The organism is Helicobacter sp. T3_23-1059 (assembly GCF_053654515.1).
Map to the genome: position 1 here is coordinate 43,841 of NZ_JBSIUV010000005.1, position 25,869 is coordinate 69,709.

Below are 25,869 nucleotides of genomic sequence, written 5' to 3' on the forward strand. Positions count from 1 at the left end.
TATGTAATTTATGCTTTGATTTTAGAGAGCGCGTCAAAAGTCGCTCTAACGACATTGTATGGATTGCTAGAGCCTAGCGATTTGGTAAGAATATCTTTTATCCCTGCTAGCTCTATCACAGGTCTAGCAGAGCCACCAGCAATCACGCCCGTCCCCTCACTAGCAGGCTTTAGCAAGATTTTGCTTGCATTGTATTTGTATTCTATATCGTGTGCGATAGTCGTGCCTTTTACATTGACTTTGATGATATTTTTAAACGCATCGTCAATGGCTTTTTTGATTGCATCGGGAACTTCCTTTGCTTTTCCAAGTCCAAAACCCACAAGCCCATTGCGATTTCCAACCACCACAAGCGCATTAAACCGCAAGCGTCTCCCACCTTTTACGACTTTGGTTACACGCCCGATATTTACCACAACTTCGCTAAATTCTTCTCTGTTGATTTCCATTGTTTTCCTTTTTTATAGCTTAATGCCATTTTCTCGCATAGATTCTGCAAACTCTTTTACCACGCCGTGAAACAAATATCCATTGCGGTCAAACACAGCATTGCTAATGCCTTTTTTTTGCAAGTCTTTAGCAAATGTGCTACCGATTTGTTTAGCATTTTCTTTATTATTGCCAAGTTTTAGCTTTTTGCCATCAATGCTTGCAATCGTTACGCCAAGCGTATCATCAATGGCTTGAGCGTATAAATATTTATTAGAGCGAAAAATGGTGATTCTAGGGCAAGAAGCTGTGCCTGAAATCTTGCCTCTAATGCGTGCTTTACGCTTCAATCGCAATGTCTTTTTTAGTTCTAAAATCTTTGGTGTCATTTTGCTATCCTTTTGGTTTCAACTTATGTCAAAATAAACTTGCTTTCTTTATTTCTTGGCTGTTTTGCCCGCTTTGCGGATAATCACTTCATCAATGTATTTAATCCCCTTGCCTTTGTATGGCTCTGGCGGACGAAATTCACGGATTTCTGCAGCGATTTGCCCGATTTGTTGTTTGTCATTACCTTTTATGATGAGCTGATTTTTATCCACGCTCATTTCTACACCATCGGGGATAGGGTATTTCACGGGGTGAGAAAATCCAAGCGCAAGCTCCAAAACCTTGCCCGAAACAGAGGCTTTGTATCCTACACCATTTATCTCTAGCGTCTTGCTAAAACCATCTGTTAGCCCTATGACGATATTGTTTGCCAAAGCCCTATAAGTCCCCCAAAATGCACGAGACTCGGGCGTAGAATCTATGGCACTAAATGCTAGCTCTTTGTTTTGTAAATCAATCTTTACGCGCCCGTGTGTCTCTAACTCTTTGCTTGCTTTTGAGCTTTTAAATACGATTTTGCTACCCTCTATACTTGCTTGGATAGAATCTGGGATAGATATAGGTCGCTTTCCAACTCTTGACATAATCTTTCTCCTTATATATTTGACTTTGTTATTTGTATTATTTCAATGCTACCAAATACTACAAAGTGCTTCGCCACCGACATTTTGCCGATGTGCCTCATCATTTGCAATCACACCTTTACTTGTGCTAACCACAATCACACCATAGCCATTTTTAAATCTCTTTAGTTCGCTATGTCCTTTATACACACGGCGTCCGGGCTTGCTGATACGCTTTAGTTCATTGATGATAGGTTTGCCCTGCTCATCATACGCAAGTTGCACCAAAATCGATTGTTTTCCGTTTTTATCATTGATGCTGTATCCTTTGACAAAGCCCCGAGCCTTAAAAACCTCAAGGATAGAAACAACAATCTTTGCATAATATAGCGTTGTAGATTCTAGTCGCCTCATTGAAGCATTGCGAATCCTCGTAATAGAATCTGCGATAATATCATTTACCATTACCTACTCCTTACCAGCTAGATTTTCTTAGTCCCGGGATTAGCCCCTCATTGCCCATCTTTCGCAAGCACACTCTACAAAGTCCAAAATCCCTATACACAGAATGCGGTCTGCCACATACTTTGCAACGAGTGTAAGCGCGTGCGCTAAATTTTGCTTTTCTTTTTGCTTTTGCTACCATTGATTTTTTTGCCATCTTATCGTCCTTTTGAGAAAGGCATACCAAATAGCTCTAATAGCTTATATGCCTCTTTATCATCTTGAGTTGAAGTGATTATATTGATATTCATACCGTGCGTTACCATAATATCATCATACACGACTTCAGGGAACATTAGCTGTTCATTCAAACCAAAACTATAATTCCCTCTCCCATCAAAGCCATTTCTTGGCACACCTCTAAAATCTTTCACGCGAGGCAGAGAAATGACAATGAGTTTTTCCAAAAAATTATACATTTGATTTCCTCGAAGTGTTACTTTTACTCCCACAGGCATACCCTCTCTTGTTTTAAAGCTAGAAACAGATTTTTTAGCCTTAGTGATGATGGCTTTTTGTCCAGCGATGATTGAGATAGTATCCGCGATATTTTGCATAATCTTAGAATCCTTAGCATATTCGCCCGCACCGACACTTATAACAATTTTTTCTAATTTTGGCAACAGCATAGGATTTGTGATATTTAGCTCTTTTTTGAGTTGCTCTTTTATTTCTTGGTTGTATTTTGTTTTAAGCGCAAACATTATTATTCTCCCTCTTTTTTGACATTAGAAATGTGGATAGGCATTTCCTTGCTTACAAAGCCACCTTTTTGATTCTCATCACTTGGCTTGATAGCTTTTTTTGCAAGTTTGCAACCCTCCACAAGCACTTGAGCGCGTTTGGGATATACCGCTAGGATTTTGCCTACTCGTCCTTTGTCATCGCCTGCGATGATTTTTACCATATCGCCTTTTTTGATTTTATACTTTGTTGTCATCTATTTATCTCCTAACTTGCACTTATTTTATAAAACTTCAGGGGCTAAAGATACGATTTTCATAAAGTTTGCATAGCGCACCTCACGGCTAACAGGACCAAAGATTCTCGTGCCGATTGGCTCTTTTTTGTTATCCAAAATCACCGCTGCATTATCATCAAATCTAACCAAAGAACCATTTTGTCTGTGAATCTCTTTTTTTGTCCGCACGACAACAGCCTTTACAACTTGTGCTTTTTTTACCTTGCCATTTGGGATAGCTTTTTTTACCGAAGCGACAATCACATCGCCAACGCTTGCGTATCGCTTATGACTACCACCAAGCACCTTGATACACATTATCTCTTTTGCGCCACTATTATCAGCGACATTTAGTCTTGTAAAACTCTGTATCATACTATTCTCCTGCTATTTTATGTCTGCTATTGTCATATAAAACACACATACTCAAACTTGCCAAACAACAGCGCGTTAAACGCCAACTTGGATTATCTCTTTTAGATTAAAAGATTTTGTTTTAGAGATAGGCTTGCACTCTATCGCAGAAATCACATCTCCAACTTTTACTTGGTTTTTTTCATCGTGGATAGTGTATTTTTTAAATCGCTTAACGATTTTGCGATATTTTGGATGCACCACCTTGCGCTCTACCAAAATCACAGCACTCTTATCCCCAGCTTTAGAGACTACTTTGCCCTGTATGACGCGTTTATGTGGCTGTTTTTGTATATCACTCATTGTTTAGTCCTTTTTGGCAGATATTGCTGTATTGATTCTAGCGATGTCTTTGCGCACCAAAGAAATCTTGCTCGTATTTGTTAATTGCATTGTCTTAAGTTGTAAGCGAAGCTCAAAAAGTTCGTTTTTTTTGTCTTTTAGCATTTTTTCTAGCTCGCTTTTTTCTTTGTCTTTAATCTCAGTAAATTTCATTTTCGCCCTCGCTTGTGATGATTTTTGTCCTAAAAGGAAGTTTGCTTTGTGCAAGCATTAGAGCTTCTCGCGCCATTTGTTCCTCTACACCTGTGATTTCATAGATGATTCTGCCCGGTTTGATATTCATAACCCATTTTTCCACAGCACCTTTACCTTTACCCATTCTCACTTCCAATGGTTTTGCAGTAAGTGGCTTATCAGGGAAAACTCGAATCCAAACCTTACCTGTGCGCTTGATATGCCTCGTAAGTGCAATCCTTGCAGCCTCAATCTGCCTAGAATCAATGCGTCCAAGCTCTAGTGCCTTTATACCGATATTGCCATACGCTAGACTTGAGCCACGCATCGCTTTGCCGCGATTGCGTCCTTTCATCTGCTTGCGATATTTTGTCTTTTTGGGCATTAACATTAGCTTTGCCTCCCTCTTCTAGATTTATGACGAGAATCATCATATCCGTCATCTTTGCGTTCGGGTTGGATTCCCTTTTGCAAAATCTCTCCTTTAAAAATCCACACTTTCACGCCAATGATTCCATAAGTGGTATAAGCCTCAGCAAAACCATAATCAATCTTTGCACGAAGTGTATGAAGTGGCACACGACCTTCCATATACCATTCTGTGCGTGCTATCTCTGCTCCAGCCAAACGCCCAGAAACTTTGATTTTGATACCCCTTGCGCCAGATTTCATAGCAGATTGCATTACCTTTTTCATAGCTCTGCGAAATGCTACGCGTTTTTCTAGTTGCGTAGCAACATTTTCAGCAGCAAGTTGAGCGTTTGCTTGAGGGCGTTTGACTTCTTTTATATTTATAGAAACTTCCTTGCCAATCTCTTTTTTTAGTGCTTCTCGCTTAATCTCTATATCAGCACCCTTTTTGCCAATGATAAGCCCCGGTCTAGCAGCCACCACAGTTACGCGGACTTTGCTAGCTGCTCGCTCGATAATGATTTCGCTAACGCCTGCGTAATACAACTCTTTTTTTAGAAATTTACGAATATGATAATCCTCTATAATATTTGCAGGAGTTACCTTAGAGTTTGGAAACCAGCGCGAAGTCCAATTTCGATTTATCCCTAGTCGCAGTCCGATTGGATTTACTTTTTGTCCCATAGCTATTTATCCTCGTCTTTTTTGGTAGTTTTAGATTTTGGTGTGCTTTTGGCTACTTTGGTAGTCTCGCTAGTTTTCGTTTCTTTTGTAGACTTTGTGTTGGCTTTTTTGGCTACCTTTGTTGCAGAATCTGTCGAAAAATCCACTTTAGATTCCTCTTTGGCTATTTTTGTGTTTGGAGTTGGTTTAGTCTTTGTTGTGCTACTTGCTTTGGCGGTAGAATCTTTTTTAGATTCTAGTTTTGTTGTCGCTTTTATGTCAGATTTTTTATTGTTTTTTAGCGAAGCCTTAAAAGCATCAATCTCACTTTGATTCATTACTTCTACAAGTATGTGTGAAGTAGGTTTGCGTATAGGAGTAGCCCTACCTCTTGCGCGTGGCATAAATCTCCTCAAAACAGGTCCCGCATCTACCCTACAAGAATGCACAATCGCACTCTTTGCCTCATATCCGCCATTTGCTATGGCTGATGCGATGACTTTGGCAATAATTCTAGCGGCTTTATTTGGGGTAAATTCCAAACTTGCAAGCGCAAGCTCTGCATTCATTCCCTGCACTTCCTTTGCTACTAGACGGGCTTTGGTGGGCGATAGTCGTATAAATCGTAACAATGCTTTACTCATTTTCTACCTCTACTTATCAATCTTTATTTGCCAATTTTCTTTTGGACACTGCCCTTGTGCCCCTTGAATGTCCGTGTAGGTGCAAACTCCCCGAGCTTGTATCCCACATGATTTTCTGTAATATACACAGGCACAAATGCCCTACCGTTATGGACATTAAAAGTTAGTCCAATCATATCAGGGAGAATCGTGCTCCTGCGCGACCAAGTTTTGATGGGTTTATTGTCTTTTGCCTCTTTGCTTTTGGCGACTTTCTTTGCCAAATGAGAATCTATAAAAGGACCTTTTCTAATCGACCTTGCCATTGTTGCTTCCTTTGTTATTTTTTCTTTCTTGAGATGATAAGTCTATCGCTCGCTTTTTTCTTACGAGTTTTAAAGCCTTTAGCAGGCGTGCCCCAAGGTGAAACAGGGTGTCCGCTAGAGCCTGTCTTGCCCTCTCCACCGCCGTGTGGGTGATCTACAGGGTTCATCGCACTACCACGAGTTTGTGGGCGCACTCCCAAATGACGATTACGCCCTGCCTTGCCAATAGAAATGTTGATAAAATCTTCATTTCCTACCACGCCGATTGTCGCCATACATTCTTCTAAGATATAGCGCATTTCACCGCTTGGCATTCTTAGGATAATGTATTTGCCCTCACGCCCCATTATCTGCGCACTTGCTCCTGCACTTCTAGCGAGCTGTCCGCCAGCACCGGGGTGCATTTCGATATTATGCACGATTGTGCCTATGGGGATAGCTTTTAGCTTCATCGCATAGCCTGTCTTTATGTCTAGTCCAGATTCCGCTGCGATGACTACACTGCCTACACTTAGCCCACTTGGCTGTAAAATATATCGCTTCTCGCCATCAGGGTAAGAAACAAGCGCGATTCTGCAGTTGCGATATGGGTCGTATTCAATCGCCACCACTTTGCCCTCGATATTAAATTTATTGCGCTTAAAGTCAATAATTCTATAGAGTTTCTTTGCACCACCCTCTTTGTGTCGGCTCGTGATTCTGCCATTGTTGTTGCGCCCTGCACTTACAGGCAACTTTGTCAAAAGTCCGCGCACACTAGGTTTAGCGGTAATATCTTTTGAGCTAAGGTTGCTCATAAACCTGCGAGATGGCGTATATGGTTTATAGGTTTTAATTGCCATTTGTTACTCCTATTTTTTGCTTTTATGCCGTGAGCGCGTCTATTTTCGCGCCTTCTGGGATTTTCACATAAAATTTTTTATATGAATTTCGCTGTCCCACTCTGCCCTTAAATCGCTTGACTTTGCCCTCTTGTCGCAAAGAATTTACTCTCACAGGCACAACACCAAAATATTCCCTAAAAACCTCTTTTAGTTGATTTTTGGTTACTCTGGTAGAAGTCTGCACTACTAGGACGCCTTTTTCTTGCAATGAAAGTGATTTTTCTGTGTAGAGAATAGATTTTATATCAGTTATATCAGCCATTATTTCCCCTTATTGCTAGAATCTAAAAATGCTTCAAGCACTGCTTTTTCGATGACTACACTATGAAACACGGACACAAGGTAAGCATTCATCTCATTTGTATCAATAAAATAGCAATCTTGTAAATTTCTATAAGCCAAAAAAGTTTTTTCTTCGGCAATGCTTTGCGCCACAAATAGCACGCTCCTCTCCCCGATATTTTTAAGCACAGCAAAAGCGTCTTTTGTCTTGCCACTAGGGATACTTAGAGAATCCACCACATACAGCTTACCTGCGTTTGCCTTTTGTTGCAAAGCACATTCTAATGCTAAACGCTTTTGTTTTTTGTTGATTTTTAACTCATAGTTTCTATTGTTGCTCGGTCCGTGCGATACGCCACCGCCTACAAACACAGGAGAAGTGATACTCCCTGCGCGTGCTCTACCACCACCTTTTTGCGCCCAAGGCTTTTTGCCTCCACCACTTACATTGCCACGAGTTTTTGCAAGTGCTGTATTTGCGCGAAGTGATGCAAGGTAAGATTTTACATATAGATACAAATTATGCTCTTTTATATCTTTGTATCGCTCAGGCAAAGCAATCTCACTTTTCTTTTTAAAGTTATTGTCTAAAACTATCGCACTCATTTGCCACCCTTAATGATAGAGATTTTGCCTTGCGCTCCGTTATATCCAGCTACCGAACCTTTTAGCACCAAAATAGCATTATCTTTATCAAAAGATACCACTTCTGCTTGCACGGTTACTTTTTCATTGCCATAGTGCCCAGCCATTTTTTTGCCCTTTTGGACGCGTCCAGGCCACTCTCTATTGCCGATAGAGCCTACTCTACGATGAAATCTTGAGCCGTGTGCTGCAGGACCGCCTTGAAAATTCCACCTTTTCATTACGCCACTAAACCCACGCCCTTTTGTATAAAAAGAGGCTTTTATCCGCGTAGCACTCTCTAAAATAGACATATCCAAATCACTTACTTTTATATCTTTTTTTGGAGCATCAGTAGCACCATCATTTTGCGCAGATTCTTGCTTTTGTGTAGCATTGCCACCCACCCTAAGTGTTACAAAGCGATTAAATTCTTTGCTAAGGTTGTATTTTTTTTGTTGTCCAGCTATGGTTTTATTTTGCGTCTTGCCTCTATGGTATGCCACTAAGGCTTTGCCATTTTGCAAAGAATCACACACCTTAGCATTGATGACTTTCAACAAAGTAACAGGAATGCTAGGCGAGCCTATCGTCCTACTCATTCCTATCTTTTCTACTAAGAATTCCATTTGTCCTTCCTTAAAATTAACTAAATTTGAAAAATTAACTAGACTTGACTTTCAATCTGCACTTAAATCTACTGCAAATCAATCCACACAAATATACATTGTGCCACTGCGCTACTTGCTCATCGAAGTTACTTCGACATCGACTTCAGGTGCTAAATCTAGTTTCATAAGCCCCTCCACCGTATCAGGCGTAGCAGACATAATGTCTATGATTCTGCTATGGAGGCGTATCTCAAACTGCTCTCGCGAATCCTTATTGATATGTGGCGAACGAAGCACGGTGTATTTTTTCTTTTTTGTCGGAAGCGGAATCGGTCCGCAAATCTCAGAACCCGTGCGCTTAACAGCATCTACTATCGAAGCTACCGAGCGGTCTAAAACCCTGTGGTCATAAGCCTTGAGCTTAAGTCGAATCTTTTCCATAATCTTTCGCCTTTTTATTTAAGATAATCTAAAGAGCATTCTGCTTAAAAATCTTTAAAACTCATAAAGTCTCTACCACAAATAAATAAAGACAATTTTAAAGCAAGTATCGCAAAATCAAAAGCGTAATTCTAGTGAAAAACAAAACTTTAGTCAAGACTTTTTGCCTATTTTTCGCAAAAGTTTGTTTATTTTACTTCCTTAGCATAAGGACATACAAAATCACAAAATCAAAATCTAACCCAAAATCAAAAACAAAAAAATCTAAAAAACCTTAATATAATTTACTAAAAAAATCGGCGTGCGCTTAAAGATAATATCTTTTGAGAGAACCTCTTTGGATATGATTTTATTTTGATTTCGCGAATCTTTTGTGGTTACATTATAGCTTGCGGGGGATTCTATGCCGATTCGTAGCTCAGATGGTAGTCCTAGCACATCTAGCGGGATTTTTGCGCCAGCTTCGATTTTGCCAAGTATGCCAAGCGAAAAGCTAAGCCCCGCATTTAGTCCATAATCCACCTGCACTTGATAATTCCACAGCACATTCGCGCTTTTTGTAACGCCTGTTTTGATAAAATTTTGCATTTCATCATTTGCCTTATCTGTCAAAAACATTACACCGATATTTATCCCAAAATACCCCCCCAAAGCCACTTCCCTCCAAAATCTATGTTTTACGCCAAACACACTTAGAGGCATTTCTGCTAGCAAATCCGCATTTAGCCCGCCAAGCATATAAAAAAAACTCCCCACACTTTTTTCGCCCACATTTGTAGTGTTTGTAGCATTTGTGGTGTTTGCTTGATTTTGCTTTTTCATAGATAGATTCCCCCCGCCTATAAGCACATCTCCATAGATTCTGCTACCAAAGTAGAGATTAAAAAAGTTTTGATACCCGACATTTCCTCCAAATGCCACAAACACCGAGCGCGCAACCAATGGAAAATCCACACTAGAATCTAGCGCACCTGTGGTGTCAGGCGTAAATACCCCGTTATTTATGTTGCCCACGCTATTTTGCGTATTATATTTTCCATCAGCATAAGTTTGGGTTATCCCAGCACTTGCCGCGCTTAGCCCCACAAAAAATCCGCTTTTTTTTCTAGCTCGCATATATTTATGTGCGATTGCTTTTTTTTCGTCCAACGACTTATTGGGAAAATACATTTCTATATAGTCGCTATCTTTATAGATAGGGGTTACTCGCACGCCATTTATCTCTAAAAGTGAGCGATAAAAAGCGATTTTTACATCTAGGCTTTTATCTTTTAGTCGCTCATCTTGTGCTTGCATTAGCTCGCTTGGATTTGCCTTAGAGTTTTTAAAATCTTTTGGCAAAATCAGCATACCGATTTCTTCATCAGTGATACGACTAGATTTGCTAGATTTTGATGGTTTTGTTTGAGTGGATTTTGTAGGCGTCATATTAGCATTAGTAGCACCCAAACTATCGCTACTAAACGCAAAAATCGCCACAATCATAGCGATACAAAATCTATGAAACTTTGATTGTTTTTGCGTTTTTAGCGTTGTGATTATTGTTGCGTGATTTTGCATTGCATTGCCTAAAACAAATATTGATAACTAGCTAGATACATAGCACCCAAAGAATATCCATAGCCATTTTGGATATTTTGAGTTATACTTGGAGGGATTTTTAGCCCTAGCTCTAAGCGATGATGATATTTTAGCGTGGCAGAGATACCAAAATTTAGCACGGTTCCTACGCTGATTTTATCGATATTTTGTCCGCCTTTTTGTGAAAAAAGATTTATCCCCGCACCTACTCCTGCAAACACACCTATGTAGTAGCCCTCTTCACTCCCTATGGCTTTATCCCCCACCAAATCCACATTAAAGCTAAACAAATGATTTGCTACTTTATCTGCGACACTTGGAGAGGCATTAAACGCCACTAGATACTGCCCATACACGCGCAAGCCCATAAGTGCTGTGCCTAAAAAGCGCAAATACCCAGCACTTAGCCCAAAAGCAAATGGGTTTATGTCCGCTCCTAAGCCTTTATTTTTGTTGATTTCCATTTGGCTTGTGCCTGCTGTGATTCCAGCAAACCAGCCGTGTTTGGTGCGGTTTTTTAGCTCTTGGGATTTTTCATAAAGCAGCTCATAATACCTCCCGCGCAAAAAATATAGCTCTTTTTCTTTTTGGTGTTGGCTTAGCTCTTGTAAGCTAGCTTCATCGCCGTGTATGACTTCGATTTCGTCATTTTGTGTTGTTTGCTCTTTTGGTTTTTGTTTGGATTGTTTTGATTGTGTGGATTTTTTGGACGAGTTAGATTTTGTGCTTTTTGCGAATGCTAGTTGCCCTCCACCACACGCCATAGCTACAAAAATAGCTACAAAAAAAACGCCACATATTTTTGCTACAAATGTATTTGCAAAATCTGCGTATTTTTGGCTAGATTTTATCACTGCAAATCTCCTAAAATACATAACTATACCCCACCATAGGCATCACCCCAAACCAATCCAAACTTTCATTGATGATGATCTTTATCTCGCCCTCGATTCTATGCTTGCTTAGCAAAGTAAAACTCGTGCCAATATTGATAATCCCCCCAAGCGTAGAATCACTGCTAGAATCATATATCATACTTGCTAGTCCAAATCCCGCTATGATTCCAGCCTCTAGCCCATTTCTAAGTGGCAACACAGGAAAATCTATCATCAAATCCCCACTTACCCCTATCGCGCTAAATCCAAGCGAAGCTAAATTTAGCTCCTTTGCATTGCTGCCTAAATATTGCAAATAGATTCTGCCTCCTACTTTGTTTGGGAAAGATATGCTATCAAATAGCGTGGGATAGAAGCTTTGAAACCCTACTTTTGCGCCATAAGAGAGGAAATTGCCTAGCTCGTAGTCTTTGTTGCCAGCAGCATTATGAAATATCCAGCCACCATAAATTCCCAAAAACACGCCTGTTTTTTTGCGCGCCAAATCCAAATCTCGCACAAGGTTAGCGATTTCTTTGTCCGTGATTTTGTGATATGCCATAATGTATGGATAATAATACAAACTAAGCGTAGAATAATCAATAAGATTTTCATCATTTGCACTATCTTGTTTTGCGATATTTTGGGATTTTTTAGAATCTTTTGAATCTTTTGTGGATTTTGCTTCTTTAGATTTTGTGGATTTTTGATATTTGCTGTATCGTTGCGAATTTGTCTCAATAGCATTTGTCGCACTATACGCAAACGCACTCAAAATCAAAAAAACTCCAATCACGCAAAAAGCACAAAACATAATACGGCGTAAAAAAATCTCTATTTTTTTTGTATCCAAAATCTAGCCTTTAAATTTGTTTGGCAAAATAACCTGCCATTATACACTTTAAACCTTAAATAAGCGAGTTTGGGTATAATAACGCCACAAATTTGCTACTTTAAAAACGCATAAAAACGCGTTTGCAAACATAATGTAAGGAGCAGACATAATGCAAAAAATATCGCTTACCACCCTAAAATCTAAAAAAAATATCCCACCAAATCTAGGCAAAAATCCTAGCAAAATCACTGCCATCACCGCTTATGACGCGCTTTTTGCGCAAATCTTTGATGGCATAATAGATGTGATTTTGGTAGGCGATAGCTTAAATATGAGCTTTAATGGCAAAGAAGACACCACAGGCTTAACCGTAGATGAAATGATATATCACACAAAAGCCGTTTTATCGCACACGAAGCAATCTTTTGTCATCGCAGATATGCCTTTTGGTAGCTATGATAGCGAAAAATCCGCGCTAAAAAATGCTATAAAAATCATCAAACAAACAGGCGTGCAAGCCCTAAAACTTGAAGTCCCTTTGACAAAATTAAAAATCATAAAAGCCCTTGTAAATGAGGGGATTCCCATTATGGCACACATCGGGCTAATGCCTCAATTTGTCAAATTTGAAGGTGGGTATAAAATCAAAGGCAAAGATAATACACAAAGTAAGTATTTGCTAGAATCCGCCCTTGCGTTTGAAGAAGCAGGGGTTTTTGGACTGCTTTTGGAGGGTATCATTTCTAGCGTGGCAAAAGAGATTTCTAGCAAAGTCAAAATCCCAACGATTGGGATTGGCTCTGGGGTGGATTGTGATGGGCAGATTCTCGTATGGAGCGATGCTTTTGGACTATTTAGCGAGTTTAAGCCAAAATTTGTTAGGCAATATTTAGATGGCGCGGGGATTTTTAGAAAAGCATTGCAACAATACGCCACCGATGTCAAAAATAGCGATTTTCCAAATGCCCAAGAACACTATTAAAAAAAAAGAGCTATTAAAAGATAGCTATTAAAAGCTCACAAATTACATAAAAAGGTTTTAAGCAAATGGCAAAAATCACACTTGATTTAGAAAATCTAGATTCTACCCCAAAAAGCGCAAATAAAAAATCTAGCCCAAAATCTAGCGCACCAAAATCATCAAACAGCGCAAGCAACGCAAAATCCACCGATACAAACTCCCAAACAACCGATGAGAGAGAAGTATCCATAGAAAAAATCCGCTTTGATGAAAATGTAGAAAACTCACTTCGCCCAAGCGTGTGGGAGGACTACATAGGGCAGGAAAAAATCAAAAAAAACCTAAAAATCGCTATTTTAGGTGCAAAAAAACGCAAAGAAACACTAATGCACACGCTACTTTTTGGTCCCCCGGGTCTTGGCAAAACCACGCTTAGCCATATCATCGCCACTGAAATGGAAGCAAATATCAAAGTAAGTGCCGCGCCGATGATAGAAAAAGGCGGGGATTTAGCCGCGATTTTGACAAATATCAATGAGGGGGATATTTTATTTATCGATGAGATTCATAGGCTAAGCCCCGCGATTGAAGAGTTGCTTTATCCTGCGATGGAGGATTTTAGGCTAGATATTATCACAGGGAGCGGTCCTGCTGCCCAAACGATAAAAATTGATTTACCTCCATTTATGCTGATTGGTGCGACTACGCGAGCAGGAATGCTATCAAGCCCGCTTCGCGATAGGTTTGGTATGGATTTTAGATTGCAGTTTTATGACAATAATGAGCTAAGTTTAATCATTGACAAAGCTGCTTGCAAGCTAAAGCGCGACATAGAAAAAAACGCCAGCCTAGAAATCGCCAAAAGAGCGCGTGGGACACCTAGAATCGCGCTAAGATTGCTAAAGCGCGTGAGGGATTTTTCCGATGTCGCAGGAGAAAAAGCCATAAGTCTAGCTACCACAAAGCACGCATTAAGCGAGCTTGGCGTAAATGAGCTAGGATTTGATGAGCTAGATTTGCGCTATTTAGAGGCATTGGCACGAGCAAAATCGCCTATGGGGCTAAACACCCTCTCTGCAATCATTAGCGAAGATGAGGGGACGATTGAGGATTTGATAGAGCCGTATTTGCTAGCGCAGGGGTTTTTGGAGCGCACAGCAAGAGGGCGAGTAGCTAGCATAAAGACTTATGAATTATTGCGACTTAGCCCACCAAAGTGGAATCTAAATCACTCACAAGATTTGCAAAATACACCCAAATTGTTTAAAATCACAGATTCTTAAATCGCTTAAAAAATCAAGGTTAAAAAGCAAGATTTTGCTAAATAACATTTCGCTAAAATCCACCAAAAAAGGAAACCCAAACAATGCAAAATAAAATTAACACAAAAACCCCATACCCGCATATTTGCAAAGCATTTGGTGCGTATGAGACAAATTGCTACATTATCCAAACTCCTAAAGGAGAGCTAATCATCGACCCAGGGATTGGCTCAAGCAAATGGGTGCTAGAAAATGTGCAAAATCCTCTTGCAATCCTTATCACGCACGGGCATTTTGACCATATTTTTGATAGCGCGAAATTGCACGAAAATCTAAAATCTGTGCCTATTTACTGCCCCAAAGAAGATGCGTTTATGATGGAGAGTGATTGCTTTGACACAGGGCTTATCCCCTGCCCTCCTAGCATACAAGTCCCGTGCGAAAAAGGACGAAGCGATTTTGAGATTAAGGGGGTTTATTTTTCTTACCTGCATTTTCCCGGACATACCCCTGGGTGTAGTATCATCTGCGTGTGGGGGGATTGCGAGCTAGATAGCACTACTCACAAAAGCAAGTATGCAAGGATTTATAGCGGGGATTTTGTATTTAGACGAAGCATAGGGCGATATGATTTCCCTTACTCAAGCGCGCAAGATATGGTAGATTCTCTAAGGCGATTTAGGGATTTGGATTTTAGGCTTGATTTGGGGTTAAGTTTAGATGATGATGAGCTAGAGGAAGTGAGGCAAGTAGAGATTTTCCCCGGACACGGAGAATCTAGCACTCTAGCGTATGAGCAACACAATGTCAATCTATGGCTAGAGCGAATGTAGCCACAAAGCGCAGAATCTGCACATAACACATTTTTCTTAACATAACGCATTTTGCACAAATATTTGGATACTTCGATTTTTTGCAAAACTTCAATATGGCTAAGGTTATAAATTGCCACGATTTTGAGATTTTTGACAAAAACCTAGAATCTCGCAATGACAAAAGCCATTCGTGCGAAAAGTATTTTGAGTGAGAGTTTTAGCACAAAAATGGTGCTAAATAAATGAGAGGGGTGTTGAGGGGGCAACAAACCATTTATACAAAAAAATCAGCATATTTTTAGCAATGCTACAAATCAATAAAATCAAAAAAATGAACATTTTTTACCGAATTACGCCAAATTGCAAACTGCTTACAAAATCTCTTAGCCTTCCGCTGTCTTCAAAAAAATCCCGCAAAAGCAATGTTTCTTTTGAACCTGATTTTGCACTGATTTCAAACCCCAACCTCTCGCTATCTAAAAAAAATCCACCAAAAGCACTTAGAAAATCTAGTGCAAAATTATGAGTATTGATTGGCATTTTGTCATTGATTAGATTTTTGCGCAAGATTTGACTTTCTTTTGTGATTATGGATTGTATGTCTTTTTTGTATGTTTCTCTATCTGAAGCGCGGGCTTTGTTTGCCACATCGATGGCATAAATAGCATACATCGTATCGCTAAAATCTTGCGAAGTAAGCGTAACTTTTAGATTTTTGGGGCTAAAAAGCGTTATGCTAAATTGTGCTTTTTTGCGCGTGATATTGCGGGCGCATTCTGTGTGGCTAAGATTTTGGCACAGATCTTTATAATCTATGCTTTTTGGCACAGCACTTAGCATAAAATCTAGCAAAAATTCTGCCAAACTTTTATGCTCATAAAATGGATTATTAGCACTGCCTTGTAGCACTAGCACTAGCGTGCTACCTTGCTCGCTTGCAAAATCCACACGATAATCATAACTAACGCTTGCCCCCTCTTTTTTTATGGTAAGAATATCTTTGAAATATTTGGGGATAATCTTTTCAAATTCGCCTCTTTGAGAATCTGTGTGAAATGGCAACGAATCTAAAAAAAATTCCGCCGAGACATTCGCGCTTAAAGCCACCTGCAAAGTATCAGGGAAAAGCCTAAAATGTTGAGAGATTTGAGATAGCTTGATATGTGGGGAAAAAATCTCTATTTCTTTTGGATTTACGCAGGTAAAATCCACTTCACTCCCCTCGCATTCTTGCTCTAATTTCACACCTAAATTTGCCTCTTTTATGCGTATTTTTTTGGGGTTGCTTTGGGCGATTTTATCTAGCTCGCTAGTATCTAGCAGGCTTAGCACCCCTACATAAAATGGTGAAAAACTAAGGGCTTGTTGCAACACTCGTTTATGTAGATTTTTAGGCGGGGCATTTCTATCTTTTTTTGCTTGTAGTTTTGCTTTTTTTGCCTCGATTTTTGCTTGCTTTTTGACTTCTTTTTTCGCTAGATTTTGTGCTTTTTTTTGGGCTTTGATTGCGTCTTTTTCTTGGGATTTTATGTCTTTTTTTGCACTTGCATTTTTTTGGTTAGATTCTGTTTGTGTGTCGTTATTTTGTGGGTTTGGATTTTGGTTTGGATTTTGGCTAGGTTTGGCAGGATTTTGCTGTGATTTTTTTGGATTTTTAGTAGCGTTTGGAGAATCTTTTTTTGTGTCGTTATTTGTGGATTCTTTAGGGGGTTTGTTGGATTTTGTCGTTTGTGTGCTTTCTTGCGTAGAGTTTGTGTTTTTTGTTGCCTGTATATTTGTCGCAGGATTTGCATTTACGCTGATAATCCCGCTTATCAAAGCCACAAAAACAATAAAAATTTTTACAAAGTTAAAACGCATTTTTCTATCCTTATTTTGTCGCATAATGCAAGCATAGCTAAAAACTCCAAAAACCCCTTTATGAAGCAAAACAAATCGACTATATTTCTAAACCAAAATCCAACCTAATAAACCAAAATCTAAAAACAAAATCCAAATAAATGCAAAATCTAGCCTACAAAAAATTAAGATTTTAATGCCCTCTCCCATTTATACGCACTCTCTACGATAGTGGCTAAATCATCATATTTAGGCTTCCAATCCGTGCAAGACAAAAGTTTTTCATTGCTTGCTATAAGTATCGATGGGTCGCCATCTCGCCTGCTAGCAGGATTTACTACAAAATCTACCCCGCTTATTTTTTTTACACATTCTATGACTTCTTTTACGCTATATCCGCGATTATAGCCTACATTAAATATTTCGCTTTTGCCTCTTTCTCTCAAATGCCTAAACGCACTTAAATGCGCACTTGCCAAATCATCTATATGGATATAATCCCTCACACAAGTCCCATCTCTTGTCTCATAATCCTGCCCAAAAATACTCATTGATTCTCGCTTGCCACACGCACATTCTACGGCTACTTTGATTAGGTGAGTGGCGTTTTTGCTTCGTTGCCCTAAGCCATTGCCCTTTGCTAGATTTTCATTTGTATTTGCCATATTTGCCCCCGCGACATTAAAATACCTTAACGCGACATAGTTTATCGCGCCGATTTTGGCACTATCTGCTAGCACGCGCTCACTCATCATTTTGCTAGCACCATAGGGATTGATAGGATATAGCGGGGTAGATTCTCTCACAGGGATAAAATCCGCACTAGGCTCGCCATACACCGCCGCAGTAGAAGAAAATATAAAATCCCTCAAGCCATTTTTTACGCATAAATCAATCAAGTTTGTCGTGTTTATGACATTATTTTTGTAATATGCAAGCGGATTTTGCACTGATTCACTCACAATTAGCGAAGCGGCAAAATGCACGCACGCGCTAAAATCCCCACTTGCTAAAACCTCATCTACGCGCTTTGTATCGCCTAAGTCCATTTGGATTAGCTCCACACGATTGCCATATAAAAGGTGCAAATATTCAAAGTTTTGCCTAAAACCTGTTGATAGGTTGTCTAGTATGGTGATTTTTGCATCAGTATTTGCCAAAAAGCAGTGCGCAGTATGCGAGCCGATATACCCACTGCCACCCGTAAATAAAAGTCTCATATTTTTTAACCTTTTTTGCAAAATTTATCCCTCATTATAGCCAAATACCATTAAAGTATGTTAAAATGCTAGGCTTTATGGGCAAAATCTTAAAGATTTAATGCCAAAGATTTAACGCCACAACAACGACTAAAAGAGGTATCAAAATGAGCAAAAATACAACGACAAAACATACAAAAACTAGCGCAAAAAATGCCATAGATTCTGCTTCAAATCCTAGCAAGACTACACAAAATAGCACAAAATCTAAATCTGCTTTATCTACTTCTAAATCTACTGCTAAATCCAAATCCGCAGATTTTATCACTGATTTTACGCAGCAAGAAAACAATTTGCTTATGCGGATTTTAGTCGCACCGCAGATGGCAAATTTTAGCGGAGTGATGCACGGAGGCGAGCTTTTAAAGCTATTTGACCAAGTGGCGTATGCTTGCTCTACTAGATTTTGTGGGATTGGCACGGTTACGATGAGTGTGGATAATGTCGCCTTTTATCAGCCAATCCCCATAGGCTCGCTTCTTAGCCTCTATGCAAGTGTGAATTTCACAGGAAAAACAAGCTGTGAAGTCGGCATAAAAGCTGTGGCACAAAACATAAAAGACAGGAGCGAGACACATTGTGCTAGCGGCTACTACACAATGGTGGCAAAACAAGATGGCAAGACGGCTTTGATGAGAGAGTTTGCCCCAAAAAGCACGGAAGAAAAAAGGCGATATGCAAACGCCCTAAAAAGACGCGAGCTACGCGGAAATCTACAAAAATAATATTTCAAATGCCACAATAATACACACTTATAAAATCCACAAGAGGCGCGACTTTGCTAGTTATATACGGATTTTGTAGCAATCCACACCAAATCGTCACACTAAGCGAAGTATCCAAATCACGCGAATCTAAAAGAAAATAAATCACAATGACATAAAATTGAATCAATAAATTAGATTCACACTTACAATATTCACGCAAATCTAAAATTTAATGCCGTGTGCTTTGGATTCTTCGCTCATTGCATTAGCTCACAATGACGAAGCAGGGAAAGAATCCGTCATTGCGAGGCAGTTTGAGCGAAGCGAAGACAACGAAGCAATCCAAACAAAATACAAACTTTGCGAATCTAAATAATAAATCCGTCCATTCGCGTTAGGGTTTTGCCTTTTTGGGAGCGGATTTTGGAGTAGGCGAAGGGAAAAGCTAAAAATCCACCATACCAAAATCGCTCACACGCCTTTTGTAACGCCAAACCTAGCTGATATTCATAGGTTTTTGCTAATTCGTTTTTTACAAATTCACGCATTGATTCGCGCTCAAAACTATCGCCCAAATCCCCCAAATCGCGCGAAGATTCACCTGCATTATGTCGCTTGTAGATTTTAAAATACAGCGTGAAAGGCGTTCGCATTTTTCGCAAAAATCCCTTTGTGGCGTAGCGATTATAAAGTTTAATCGGCAAAGATTCACGCCCTTCGCGCGACATTCGCAAAAATTGCTTATAGATAGGCATATCATAAATTAGAACTTCTTTTAGCGCGTTTGTGGGATTTATGTCTTTTAATCTACCCCGCCACCAATAATCAAAGCTTGTATAATAAATTTTTAATTTTTTGCAATGTGGGGCAATAATATCACAAAAGCCCGAGCGCGTAGAAACTACACCCGCACACGACAACGCCAACGCAATCGCATCTTTTAGCGACAAATCCAAATCATACACGCCATCGCTAAAATAGTGCGTGTATTCTTTGTGATTTGAGATATTTACGATGATTTTGTAGCCTAATTTAAGCAATTTGTCGCACTCATCTTTAAAGATTATCAGTGGTAAATTTTGTCGAGAATTTGCCTCTGGGCAAAATAGCATAATCTTGTCCAAAGGCGCGATTTTGGCAAGTTTTTCACGCAAAGATTCGCTTAATTTTGGGAGATTCGTAGGCAAATCACCCTTTGTATTACGCGGTAAATCAAACCATTCCAAATGCCAATTTAACATACTTGAAAAAGCCACAGGCATACACAAAATCTCAGAATGTGATGGATAAAATTTGCCTTTTGTCGGCACACTTACGGCGTTTTCGGTATATAACCATTGCGGATACCAAAAATTTTCAACAATTTCTTTGTCGCTACAAATCACATAATCCTTGCAATCAAAAATATCGCACAAAGTTTCGTGGCTAGGTTTGATAACAAAAGTTATCTTACCGTTTAATTTACGCTCTAACGCAGATTTTAATAACAGATGGTGGTAAAAATCCCCCGCACTGCAAGGCAAAACAAAATAATATCTATCGCTTTTTAGATTTTTTGCGAGTTCTTGTAAGGTTTGTATGGGTTTTTGTGTTGTGTTGTTCATTTTTTGTCCTTTCGTTGTTTTTTTGTCATTGCGAGACTTGCAAAAGCAAGTCGTGGCAATCTATACCTTTTGTCATTCTGAGCCTTTTGCAAAAAGGCGAAGAATCCAAAACACACGACATTAAAGTATAGATTCGTGTGTTTTGGATTCTTCGCTCACTTCGTTCGCTCAGTATGACGGATTTATAGTTTGATTCGTCTTGCAATGACAAATTTTTATATTTTCTCATCAATCTCTACCTTTATGTCAAACTTCTCATCGCGCACTTTGTTTATCGCAAAGGCGGTTTTTAGCCCACTAGGCTTGGTGTCGTTTATCAAAATGCGCTCACCAAATGGCAAATCGCTGATTATTTCATCAAAGCGGATTTTGTGAATAGTCAAAAATGCTTTAAGATTTGCCACTTCGCTTTTGCTCCGCGCTGTAAGCAAAATCACTTTGTCGCCCTTTGGCAAACTCGCAAAAAATTCACTCACACCCTCTAAAAGCGTGTCGCACGAATCTAGCTTATACCCGTTGTGGTGCACAATCGTGCCATCAATGTCAATAAGCCAAGTTTTTGGCAGATTCGATAAATACAGCGTTGTCTCACAGCGATAAATCGCGGATTCTACGCGCTGGGCTTCGGTCATTTGCGACAAGCAAACTCCCTTGCCTTGCGCTTAAAAACCACGATTTCTCATCTGTGATACTTCCGCTTTGTTAGTATTTTTCATTTTTGTCCTTATTTTTTTGATTGCTACGAATCCGCTATCGCAGATTCTCGCAATGACTAATTTTTTGATTTTACCCACCCCCTAGCCCCCTCGTGCTAAGGGAGGGGGAAGTTTTTGAGATTTTTCGCTATGCTCAAAATGACAAGGCTTTTCATTGTTCATTCCTCCCCGATTTGAATCGCAGGGGTGCAGGTTTCGCGCTGATTAAGAATGTCGCAAAATCTACACGCGCTAAAATTTGTATGTGTGTAAAAGGCAAGTAAATCTGCCTTGCTAATCTCTCTACTAAGTCGCAGAGATTCGATAGATTCGCAAGATTTAAGCGATAGATTTTTTGAATCCATACATAAATCCCCCCCCCAATTTGCGCTACACTAGCCAAATCTTGCGCTTTTTGGTGAATCGTCCCCTTTGCTGCAAAATGACTTGCACGAGGGCAGATTGATAGCTCATCGCCATATACGCTCACACAAGGACTATTACACGCCAAAAAATATGCCGAGTTTTGCTCGTCCGTGCGCTCAATCTCCGCATAAGTAGGCGGAGGCGACTTGCCCCATACATTATCATTGATAAAGATATAATTCATTCGCTGTTCGCGCAAATACGCCACCAAATCATAGCTTTTTAGTCGCTTGGCAAGGCGCGGATTTGCCGTGTAGTTGCTAACCCAAATCCATAGCTTTTTGTTACCTTTGTGCTTTTCAAACACGGCGCGAAGCGCATCGCTAAAATAAATCGTGCCATTTGTGGTGATATACACACTCTCAATTTTCTCGCAATTTAGGGCAAAATCTAGCATTTGTGGCAATTCTTTATGCAAAAGCGGTTCGCCACCGAGCAATAAAAGCGCGTTTAGCTTGTCGGCGTTTTTTAGTAGATTTTGGAGATAGGTTTTGAAATCCGTATATGCGATAACGCGCTGATTTTCGCGGGGCAAGTAGGGGATATAGTTTGTGCAGTTTTTGCATTTGAGATTGCAAGTCGTGGTGATAGCAAATTCGACTTGTGGCAGGTAGATTTTGCCCCGAAGTCTAAAATCTAGCGTGGTTTTAAGTCGCTCTATTTGGTAGCGATTTGTAGGTATCAAATCGATTGCCTTAAAAACGGCATTGCGAAATGACTTGCGACTTTTGGAATGCGGAATCACAAAGCTAGTGATTTTGCCTAGCGTTTTAAGCGTGGATTTTATGGGCTTAAAAATCGCTATTGCGCCGTCATCTTTGCCTTTGCCCATCGCGCGTTGTAGATTATGAACGCCGTAGAATTTATTTCGCACATAGTATTCAACTACGCGCTGTTTATAAACGCAGTATTGTTCGCGTGTAAGGGTTTTGTGTAAGTTCATTTTGTTTCCTTTGTGTTAAATTTTCTCATTTGACTGCTCGTTTTTTTGTCATATTGAGCGTAGCGAAATATCTCTAGATTCACGAGTCTTTGAGATACTTCGCATTTGCTCAGTATGACAATGGATTTTGGATTGCCACGATTTTGCAACTTTTGACAAAGTCGCAAAAATCTCGCAATGACGGATTATTTGATTTTACCCACCCCCTAGCCCCCTCGTGCTAAGGGAGGGGGGATTTTTAAGATTTGACTTGAATCCCAGCGTCAATTTGCGTGTGAGATTCAAGGCATTCGCAATAATCACACGCAGAAAAATAATCCCTTGTGTAAAATTTGACAAAATCACGCGCAGAGACATTGTGATTTTCCCCCCCCCCCCATTTGTAGCGTGATTTAGGTTAATACCTTCGCTTAAATTTATGGTGGGATTTAATGCCTTTTCTACATAATACGCCCTCGTGCAAACTAAAAATCGCCCTTCAAATAGCGACACACAGGGGTTTTGCCAACAATTCCAAAAAGTGCGCTTAATGCCCTCAATATCCCTATTTCGCGCAAAAATATCACCCCTTTGAATCCAGCGAAAATCCTTTGCATTGCGCACGGTGCTATATGGAATCTTGTGCTTTTGTAGCAAATCTAGCACTTCATTATATTTTGTCTTATTATGCAATGAATAATTTGAGACAAAAACTTCGATTCGGTGGCGATTTCTTACCAGCGAATCTAGCACCTTTTGGCTTGGGATTATCGTGCCATTTGTGGTGATTTGGACAAGTAAAATCTGCCTTTTGCTACAAGCATAATCCACCATTTCCGCAAAATCCGCATTTAGCAGTGGCTCTCCACCGATGATTTTAAACTGATAAATGTGGCTCACATTTTTTAGCAAGGCATCAAGTCGTGCCTTAAAAGATTCTAGGCTCTCATCATAGTGTTGTGCTTTGGTATAAAGTGGCATTAGCGAGCCACAATCCCTGCATTTAAGAGTGCAACGCGTGGTGATATTAAAATCCATCGTAGGCACGGAGACTTTGCGCGTTAGAAAAAGTTTGATTTTTTCAAAACGCACTATGCGTTTATGTTTGAATCGGCGCAAAAGCCACCGCGCATACCACCATTTTTGCAAGTATTTTGCCTTTAACGCGCTGTGATGACTCAATAGATTTGCGCTAAATTCTAGGTTGCGAATCTTAAAAGTCCGCCATTCTTGCCGTGTAAGTCCTAAATATCGTCTTAACATTTTTTGCTCCTTTTGTGTTTAGATTTTGTCATATTGACTGCTCATTTTTGTCATATTGAGCGTAGCGAAATATCTCTAGATTCACGACTTTTTGAGACACTTCGCTTCGCTCAAGTAATGACAAAAGAGACGCCAACAAACAATCGAAGTAGTTGCGGTAGTGCTTTGGATTATTCTTGCGTAAAACAAGCGAGATAGGACCTGGGCGTCCATAGAGCGCAGTTTTATGCAAAAATAATCCAAATGATTACCCAAATACAAATTGCTAAAAACGCAAAATCACAAAAACCCCTCCATTAACATATTCCCCCGATAAAACGCCGCGCAAATGCTATCATAATCCTCCCACGCGTAAGTCGTGAGCGATAGCCAGATTAGCGCGTGGAGCAATTTAATCTTTTCTTTGCTGACATTTGGGAGCAAGTCAAAAAACTCTTCGCTCATATCGCTCCACCCGCTTGATTTTATGGTGAGTTCGACTTCATTAGTGCCGATTGAAAGCGTGAATTTTTTGCGGTTAAATTGGTCGTAATCGCCACAGATTGAGTAGTAGAGCTTGGCAAAATCATAATCAGCATCGCCATAGATTTGGCTCTGCCCGAAATATCCGCGCGGGTCGATAAGCACCACTTCCATAGCAAAGCTATCAAAAAGAATATTTGAAAAAGTCGCATCGCCGTGAATTAGCGCAAATTCGTGTGGAAAATGCGCGGTTATAAGCTCGGCAATCTGCTCTTTGCAAAAAAGCGCGTTTTTGTAATATCTGCCGTTAATTTTGATAAATTCATCACGCGCAAAGGGGATTAGCGATTCAACAAGGGCAAGTCTATCGTAAGTTTTTGTGATATAAGTCTCGGTGCAATCACTTTGGACGGAGGGGATTTTGGGCGTTAGATTGTGAAGTGATTTTAGCGAATCTATGATTTTGGCTAAAATCTCGCGCTTTTGGGATTTTAACAGGCATTCGTATTCGTAGATATTTTTGCCCTTTATCTTTTTCATCGTAAGCGGGTTTAGCGCGTAGATTTGCGGGATTTGGCTAAATCCTAAATTTTGCACGAACTCATACCACGCGATTTCTTTTTTGGCAATCGCCTTGCCTTGCGAATCTAGCGGGGTTTTTATGGCGACATTGTCCTTGAACTCGATTTTGTTAAATGGGCGGGTAAGGCTAAGCGGATTTGTCTCGGTATAGACTAAAAGCGTGCCGATTTCTTTGCTATGGGCTAAATCAAGCGGAGTAAAGTTTATATTTTGCGTTTGTAGCCATTCGACTAATGCGCCAGATTTTGGGATATTTGCAAGGCATTTTTTGTTTGCAAAGATAAACAGCCCTGCAACGCCGTTTTTATAACTTGGCGCGTTTATAAACTTGCCATTTTCATAGCTCCAACGGCACTCAAAATCGCCCGAAATACCGATGAAGTTTTGTGGAGTTGTTTTGGGGGTCATTGCGAGATTTTGCGAAGCAAAATCGTGGCAATCTATTTGGGAATCTACCCACCCCCTAGCCCCCTCCGCAAGGGAGGGGGAATAAGATTCAAGTCCCTCCCCTTGCGGAAGGGATTTAGGGTGGGGTTTATTTCGTAAATCTAACTTGCTTTTAGAATTTTTAAGCGACTGACAAATGGGGGGGGGGCAGACAAGATTCTTGTCGTGGTGTAGAAATTGTGCTTGAATTGCTTGAATCTGTCGAATCTTGGCTTAATGATTTGCTTGAATCTAACGCTAAATCTGCGCTAGATTCGCCACTAAATTCGCTAGATTCACAAGATTCACTCATATTTGGCAGAGTAAATTCATTTGAGAGAATCAAATCACACCAAATTATCATAAATGGCTCACTCTCGCTAATCGCCTCCATCGCCTCACGCAAACCAGCGATAGTCCCTGAATCTCGCGCTTGTAAAATCCTATAATCCACGCCGTTTTCACAAAATCGTGGCGCAAAAATCGCTAAATATTTTTGCAACACTTCGATTTTATAATCCGCGATGATGGTAAATTTCGCGCCTTTGAATTTCGCAAAAAGATGAAAAATAATCGGCAAGTTATTATAAGGCACAAGGCATTTGGGCTTGTTGCGTGTAAGTCCCTCTAACCTAGTCCCATTGCCACCTGCTTGGATAATGATATGATTTAATTTGCTAGATAGCACGCGTAGCCTTTAAGTTTATTTTAAG

At 40.0% G+C, this 25,869-nt stretch carries 38 protein-coding genes and 1 pseudogene; 6 read left to right on the forward strand and 33 right to left on the reverse strand.

Features of this window, described 5'->3' with window-relative positions:
* Positions 1-8: 8 nt before the first annotated feature.
* The 22 genes and pseudogenes from rpsE to ACWIX0_RS02550 form a co-directional block, all read right to left on the reverse strand.
* Complete coding sequence (gene rpsE, locus ACWIX0_RS02445) at positions 9-449, reverse strand: 30S ribosomal protein S5 (RefSeq protein ID WP_454171650.1); 441 nt, start codon at positions 447-449, stop codon at positions 9-11.
* A gap of 12 nt (positions 450-461) precedes the next feature.
* On the reverse strand, positions 462-818 hold the full coding sequence (gene rplR / locus ACWIX0_RS02450; RefSeq protein WP_454171652.1) for a 50S ribosomal protein L18: 357 nt from the start codon (positions 816-818) through the stop codon (positions 462-464).
* A gap of 48 nt (positions 819-866) precedes the next feature.
* The gene (gene rplF / locus ACWIX0_RS02455; protein ID WP_454171654.1) at positions 867-1,403 is read right to left on the reverse strand and encodes a 50S ribosomal protein L6; all 537 of its coding nucleotides are present in this window, start codon (positions 1,401-1,403) and stop codon (positions 867-869) included.
* A gap of 48 nt (positions 1,404-1,451) precedes the next feature.
* Positions 1,452-1,847 carry a 30S ribosomal protein S8 gene (gene rpsH / locus ACWIX0_RS02460; RefSeq protein WP_454171655.1) on the reverse strand — a complete coding sequence of 132 codons (396 nt, stop codon included), beginning with the start codon at positions 1,845-1,847 and terminating at the stop codon, positions 1,452-1,454.
* A gap of 10 nt (positions 1,848-1,857) precedes the next feature.
* Entirely contained in the window at positions 1,858-2,043 is a 186-nt protein-coding gene (locus ACWIX0_RS02465; protein WP_454171657.1) for a type Z 30S ribosomal protein S14, read from the reverse strand.
* 1 nt (position 2,044) lies between these two features.
* Positions 2,045-2,590 carry a 50S ribosomal protein L5 gene (gene rplE, locus ACWIX0_RS02470; RefSeq protein WP_454171659.1) on the reverse strand — a complete coding sequence of 182 codons (546 nt, stop codon included), beginning with the start codon at positions 2,588-2,590 and terminating at the stop codon, positions 2,045-2,047.
* A 2-nt stretch (positions 2,591-2,592) separates the two neighbouring features.
* Positions 2,593-2,826, reverse strand: coding sequence for a 50S ribosomal protein L24 (gene rplX, locus ACWIX0_RS02475; protein ID WP_454171660.1), 234 nt, complete (start codon positions 2,824-2,826; stop codon positions 2,593-2,595).
* A 27-nt stretch (positions 2,827-2,853) separates the two neighbouring features.
* Entirely contained in the window at positions 2,854-3,222 is a 369-nt protein-coding gene (gene rplN, locus ACWIX0_RS02480) for a 50S ribosomal protein L14 (RefSeq protein WP_023927909.1), read from the reverse strand.
* Positions 3,223-3,297: 75 nt separating this feature from the next.
* On the reverse strand, positions 3,298-3,564 hold the full coding sequence (gene rpsQ / locus ACWIX0_RS02485) for a 30S ribosomal protein S17 (RefSeq protein WP_454171663.1): 267 nt from the start codon (positions 3,562-3,564) through the stop codon (positions 3,298-3,300).
* A 3-nt stretch (positions 3,565-3,567) separates the two neighbouring features.
* Positions 3,568-3,756 (reverse strand): 50S ribosomal protein L29, encoded by a 189-nt coding sequence (gene rpmC / locus ACWIX0_RS02490; protein WP_454171664.1) that lies wholly within the window; start codon positions 3,754-3,756, stop codon positions 3,568-3,570.
* Positions 3,743-4,168 (reverse strand): 50S ribosomal protein L16, encoded by a 426-nt coding sequence (gene rplP, locus ACWIX0_RS02495; protein WP_023927913.1) that lies wholly within the window; start codon positions 4,166-4,168, stop codon positions 3,743-3,745. The genes rpmC and rplP overlap by 14 nt, the downstream gene beginning before the upstream one ends.
* The gene (rpsC, locus tag ACWIX0_RS02500; RefSeq protein ID WP_454171666.1) at positions 4,168-4,872 is read right to left on the reverse strand and encodes a 30S ribosomal protein S3; all 705 of its coding nucleotides are present in this window, start codon (positions 4,870-4,872) and stop codon (positions 4,168-4,170) included. Before rpsC ends, rplP begins: the two co-directional genes overlap by 1 nt.
* 272 nt (positions 4,873-5,144) lie before the next feature.
* Positions 5,145-5,495 (reverse strand): annotated as a pseudogene (gene rplV / locus ACWIX0_RS02505) (50S ribosomal protein L22); the annotation flags it as partial.
* A 23-nt stretch (positions 5,496-5,518) separates the two neighbouring features.
* On the reverse strand, positions 5,519-5,800 hold the full coding sequence (gene rpsS, locus ACWIX0_RS02510; RefSeq protein ID WP_454151898.1) for a 30S ribosomal protein S19: 282 nt from the start codon (positions 5,798-5,800) through the stop codon (positions 5,519-5,521).
* 14 nt (positions 5,801-5,814) lie between these two features.
* Positions 5,815-6,642, reverse strand: a complete 828-nt coding sequence (gene rplB, locus ACWIX0_RS02515; protein ID WP_454151900.1) for a 50S ribosomal protein L2 — start codon at positions 6,640-6,642, stop codon at positions 5,815-5,817.
* A 22-nt stretch (positions 6,643-6,664) separates the two neighbouring features.
* Entirely contained in the window at positions 6,665-6,946 is a 282-nt protein-coding gene (locus ACWIX0_RS02520) for a 50S ribosomal protein L23 (RefSeq protein ID WP_454171668.1), read from the reverse strand.
* A complete protein-coding gene (rplD, locus tag ACWIX0_RS02525; RefSeq protein WP_454171670.1) occupies positions 6,946-7,572 on the reverse strand; it encodes a 50S ribosomal protein L4 in 627 nt (208 codons plus the stop codon). The genes ACWIX0_RS02520 and rplD overlap by 1 nt, the downstream gene beginning before the upstream one ends.
* Positions 7,569-8,219 carry a 50S ribosomal protein L3 gene (rplC, locus tag ACWIX0_RS02530; protein WP_454171672.1) on the reverse strand — a complete coding sequence of 217 codons (651 nt, stop codon included), beginning with the start codon at positions 8,217-8,219 and terminating at the stop codon, positions 7,569-7,571. Before rplC ends, rplD begins: the two co-directional genes overlap by 4 nt.
* A 111-nt stretch (positions 8,220-8,330) precedes the next feature.
* On the reverse strand, positions 8,331-8,642 hold the full coding sequence (gene rpsJ / locus ACWIX0_RS02535; protein ID WP_454171674.1) for a 30S ribosomal protein S10: 312 nt from the start codon (positions 8,640-8,642) through the stop codon (positions 8,331-8,333).
* A 264-nt stretch (positions 8,643-8,906) separates the two neighbouring features.
* Positions 8,907-10,202, reverse strand: a complete 1,296-nt coding sequence (locus ACWIX0_RS02540) for a hypothetical protein (protein WP_454171675.1) — start codon at positions 10,200-10,202, stop codon at positions 8,907-8,909.
* Between the two features lie 8 nt (positions 10,203-10,210).
* Positions 10,211-11,098 carry an outer membrane beta-barrel protein gene (locus tag ACWIX0_RS02545; RefSeq protein WP_454171677.1) on the reverse strand — a complete coding sequence of 296 codons (888 nt, stop codon included), beginning with the start codon at positions 11,096-11,098 and terminating at the stop codon, positions 10,211-10,213.
* Positions 11,088-11,951 carry a hypothetical protein gene (locus ACWIX0_RS02550; protein WP_454171679.1) on the reverse strand — a complete coding sequence of 288 codons (864 nt, stop codon included), beginning with the start codon at positions 11,949-11,951 and terminating at the stop codon, positions 11,088-11,090. Before ACWIX0_RS02550 ends, ACWIX0_RS02545 begins: the two co-directional genes overlap by 11 nt.
* A gap of 151 nt (positions 11,952-12,102) precedes the next feature.
* Between ACWIX0_RS02550 and panB the strand changes: the two genes are divergently transcribed.
* The 3 genes from panB (at position 12,103) to ACWIX0_RS02565 (ending at position 14,989) form a co-directional block, all read left to right on the forward strand.
* Positions 12,103-12,915 carry a 3-methyl-2-oxobutanoate hydroxymethyltransferase gene (gene panB / locus ACWIX0_RS02555; protein ID WP_454171680.1) on the forward strand — a complete coding sequence of 271 codons (813 nt, stop codon included), beginning with the start codon at positions 12,103-12,105 and terminating at the stop codon, positions 12,913-12,915.
* Between the two features lie 65 nt (positions 12,916-12,980).
* Positions 12,981-14,177: a Holliday junction branch migration DNA helicase RuvB gene (ruvB, locus tag ACWIX0_RS02560; protein WP_454171682.1), complete on the forward strand. Its 1,197-nt coding sequence runs from the start codon at positions 12,981-12,983 to the stop codon at positions 14,175-14,177.
* A gap of 83 nt (positions 14,178-14,260) precedes the next feature.
* Positions 14,261-14,989, forward strand: a complete 729-nt coding sequence (locus ACWIX0_RS02565; protein ID WP_454171684.1) for an MBL fold metallo-hydrolase — start codon at positions 14,261-14,263, stop codon at positions 14,987-14,989.
* Between the two features lie 324 nt (positions 14,990-15,313).
* Here the strand turns inward: ACWIX0_RS02565 and ACWIX0_RS02570 are convergent, their stop codons facing one another.
* Positions 15,314-16,831, reverse strand: a complete 1,518-nt coding sequence (locus ACWIX0_RS02570; RefSeq protein ID WP_454171686.1) for a hypothetical protein — start codon at positions 16,829-16,831, stop codon at positions 15,314-15,316.
* 164 nt (positions 16,832-16,995) lie between these two features.
* Positions 16,996-18,030: a UDP-glucose 4-epimerase GalE gene (gene galE, locus ACWIX0_RS02575; RefSeq protein WP_454171688.1), complete on the reverse strand. Its 1,035-nt coding sequence runs from the start codon at positions 18,028-18,030 to the stop codon at positions 16,996-16,998.
* Between the two features lie 146 nt (positions 18,031-18,176).
* Here galE and ACWIX0_RS02580 point away from each other — a divergent pair, with 146 nt between their 5' ends.
* Positions 18,177-18,794, forward strand: a complete 618-nt coding sequence (locus ACWIX0_RS02580; protein WP_454171690.1) for an acyl-CoA thioesterase — start codon at positions 18,177-18,179, stop codon at positions 18,792-18,794.
* 4 nt (positions 18,795-18,798) lie between these two features.
* On the opposite strand, the gene ACWIX0_RS02585 is transcribed toward ACWIX0_RS02580, so the two are convergent.
* Entirely contained in the window at positions 18,799-18,963 is a 165-nt protein-coding gene (locus ACWIX0_RS02585) for a hypothetical protein (RefSeq protein ID WP_454171692.1), read from the reverse strand.
* A 57-nt stretch (positions 18,964-19,020) separates the two neighbouring features.
* Between ACWIX0_RS02585 and ACWIX0_RS02590 the strand changes: the two genes are divergently transcribed.
* Complete coding sequence (locus ACWIX0_RS02590) at positions 19,021-19,152, forward strand: hypothetical protein (RefSeq protein ID WP_454171694.1); 132 nt, start codon at positions 19,021-19,023, stop codon at positions 19,150-19,152.
* On the opposite strand, the gene ACWIX0_RS02595 is transcribed toward ACWIX0_RS02590, so the two are convergent.
* From ACWIX0_RS02595 to ACWIX0_RS02615, 5 genes are all read right to left on the reverse strand, one after another.
* Positions 19,145-20,380, reverse strand: a complete 1,236-nt coding sequence (locus ACWIX0_RS02595; RefSeq protein WP_454171696.1) for a hypothetical protein — start codon at positions 20,378-20,380, stop codon at positions 19,145-19,147. The genes ACWIX0_RS02590 and ACWIX0_RS02595 overlap by 8 nt on opposite strands.
* A gap of 25 nt (positions 20,381-20,405) precedes the next feature.
* Positions 20,406-20,609 (reverse strand): hypothetical protein, encoded by a 204-nt coding sequence (locus ACWIX0_RS02600; RefSeq protein ID WP_454171698.1) that lies wholly within the window; start codon positions 20,607-20,609, stop codon positions 20,406-20,408.
* Positions 20,596-21,021: a hypothetical protein gene (locus ACWIX0_RS02605; RefSeq protein WP_454171700.1), complete on the reverse strand. Its 426-nt coding sequence runs from the start codon at positions 21,019-21,021 to the stop codon at positions 20,596-20,598. The genes ACWIX0_RS02600 and ACWIX0_RS02605 overlap by 14 nt, the downstream gene beginning before the upstream one ends.
* A 21-nt stretch (positions 21,022-21,042) precedes the next feature.
* Positions 21,043-21,174 (reverse strand): hypothetical protein, encoded by a 132-nt coding sequence (locus tag ACWIX0_RS02610; RefSeq protein WP_454171702.1) that lies wholly within the window; start codon positions 21,172-21,174, stop codon positions 21,043-21,045.
* A gap of 73 nt (positions 21,175-21,247) precedes the next feature.
* Positions 21,248-22,444, reverse strand: a complete 1,197-nt coding sequence (locus ACWIX0_RS02615) for a radical SAM protein (RefSeq protein WP_454171704.1) — start codon at positions 22,442-22,444, stop codon at positions 21,248-21,250.
* A gap of 89 nt (positions 22,445-22,533) precedes the next feature.
* Here ACWIX0_RS02615 and ACWIX0_RS02620 point away from each other — a divergent pair, with 89 nt between their 5' ends.
* Complete coding sequence (locus ACWIX0_RS02620) at positions 22,534-22,668, forward strand: hypothetical protein (protein WP_454171706.1); 135 nt, start codon at positions 22,534-22,536, stop codon at positions 22,666-22,668.
* Here ACWIX0_RS02620 and ACWIX0_RS02625 read toward each other — a convergent pair.
* The 3 genes from ACWIX0_RS02625 to ACWIX0_RS02635 form a co-directional block, all read right to left on the reverse strand.
* Entirely contained in the window at positions 22,640-23,686 is a 1,047-nt protein-coding gene (locus ACWIX0_RS02625; RefSeq protein ID WP_454171708.1) for a radical SAM protein, read from the reverse strand. The two genes, ACWIX0_RS02620 and ACWIX0_RS02625, sit on opposite strands and share 29 nt — an antisense overlap.
* 279 nt (positions 23,687-23,965) lie before the next feature.
* Positions 23,966-25,138: an aminoglycoside phosphotransferase family protein gene (locus tag ACWIX0_RS02630; RefSeq protein WP_454171710.1), complete on the reverse strand. Its 1,173-nt coding sequence runs from the start codon at positions 25,136-25,138 to the stop codon at positions 23,966-23,968.
* Positions 25,139-25,298: 160 nt separating this feature from the next.
* Positions 25,299-25,844, reverse strand: coding sequence for a nucleotidyltransferase family protein (locus ACWIX0_RS02635; RefSeq protein WP_454171712.1), 546 nt, complete (start codon positions 25,842-25,844; stop codon positions 25,299-25,301).
* Positions 25,845-25,869: the final 25 nt, after the last annotated feature.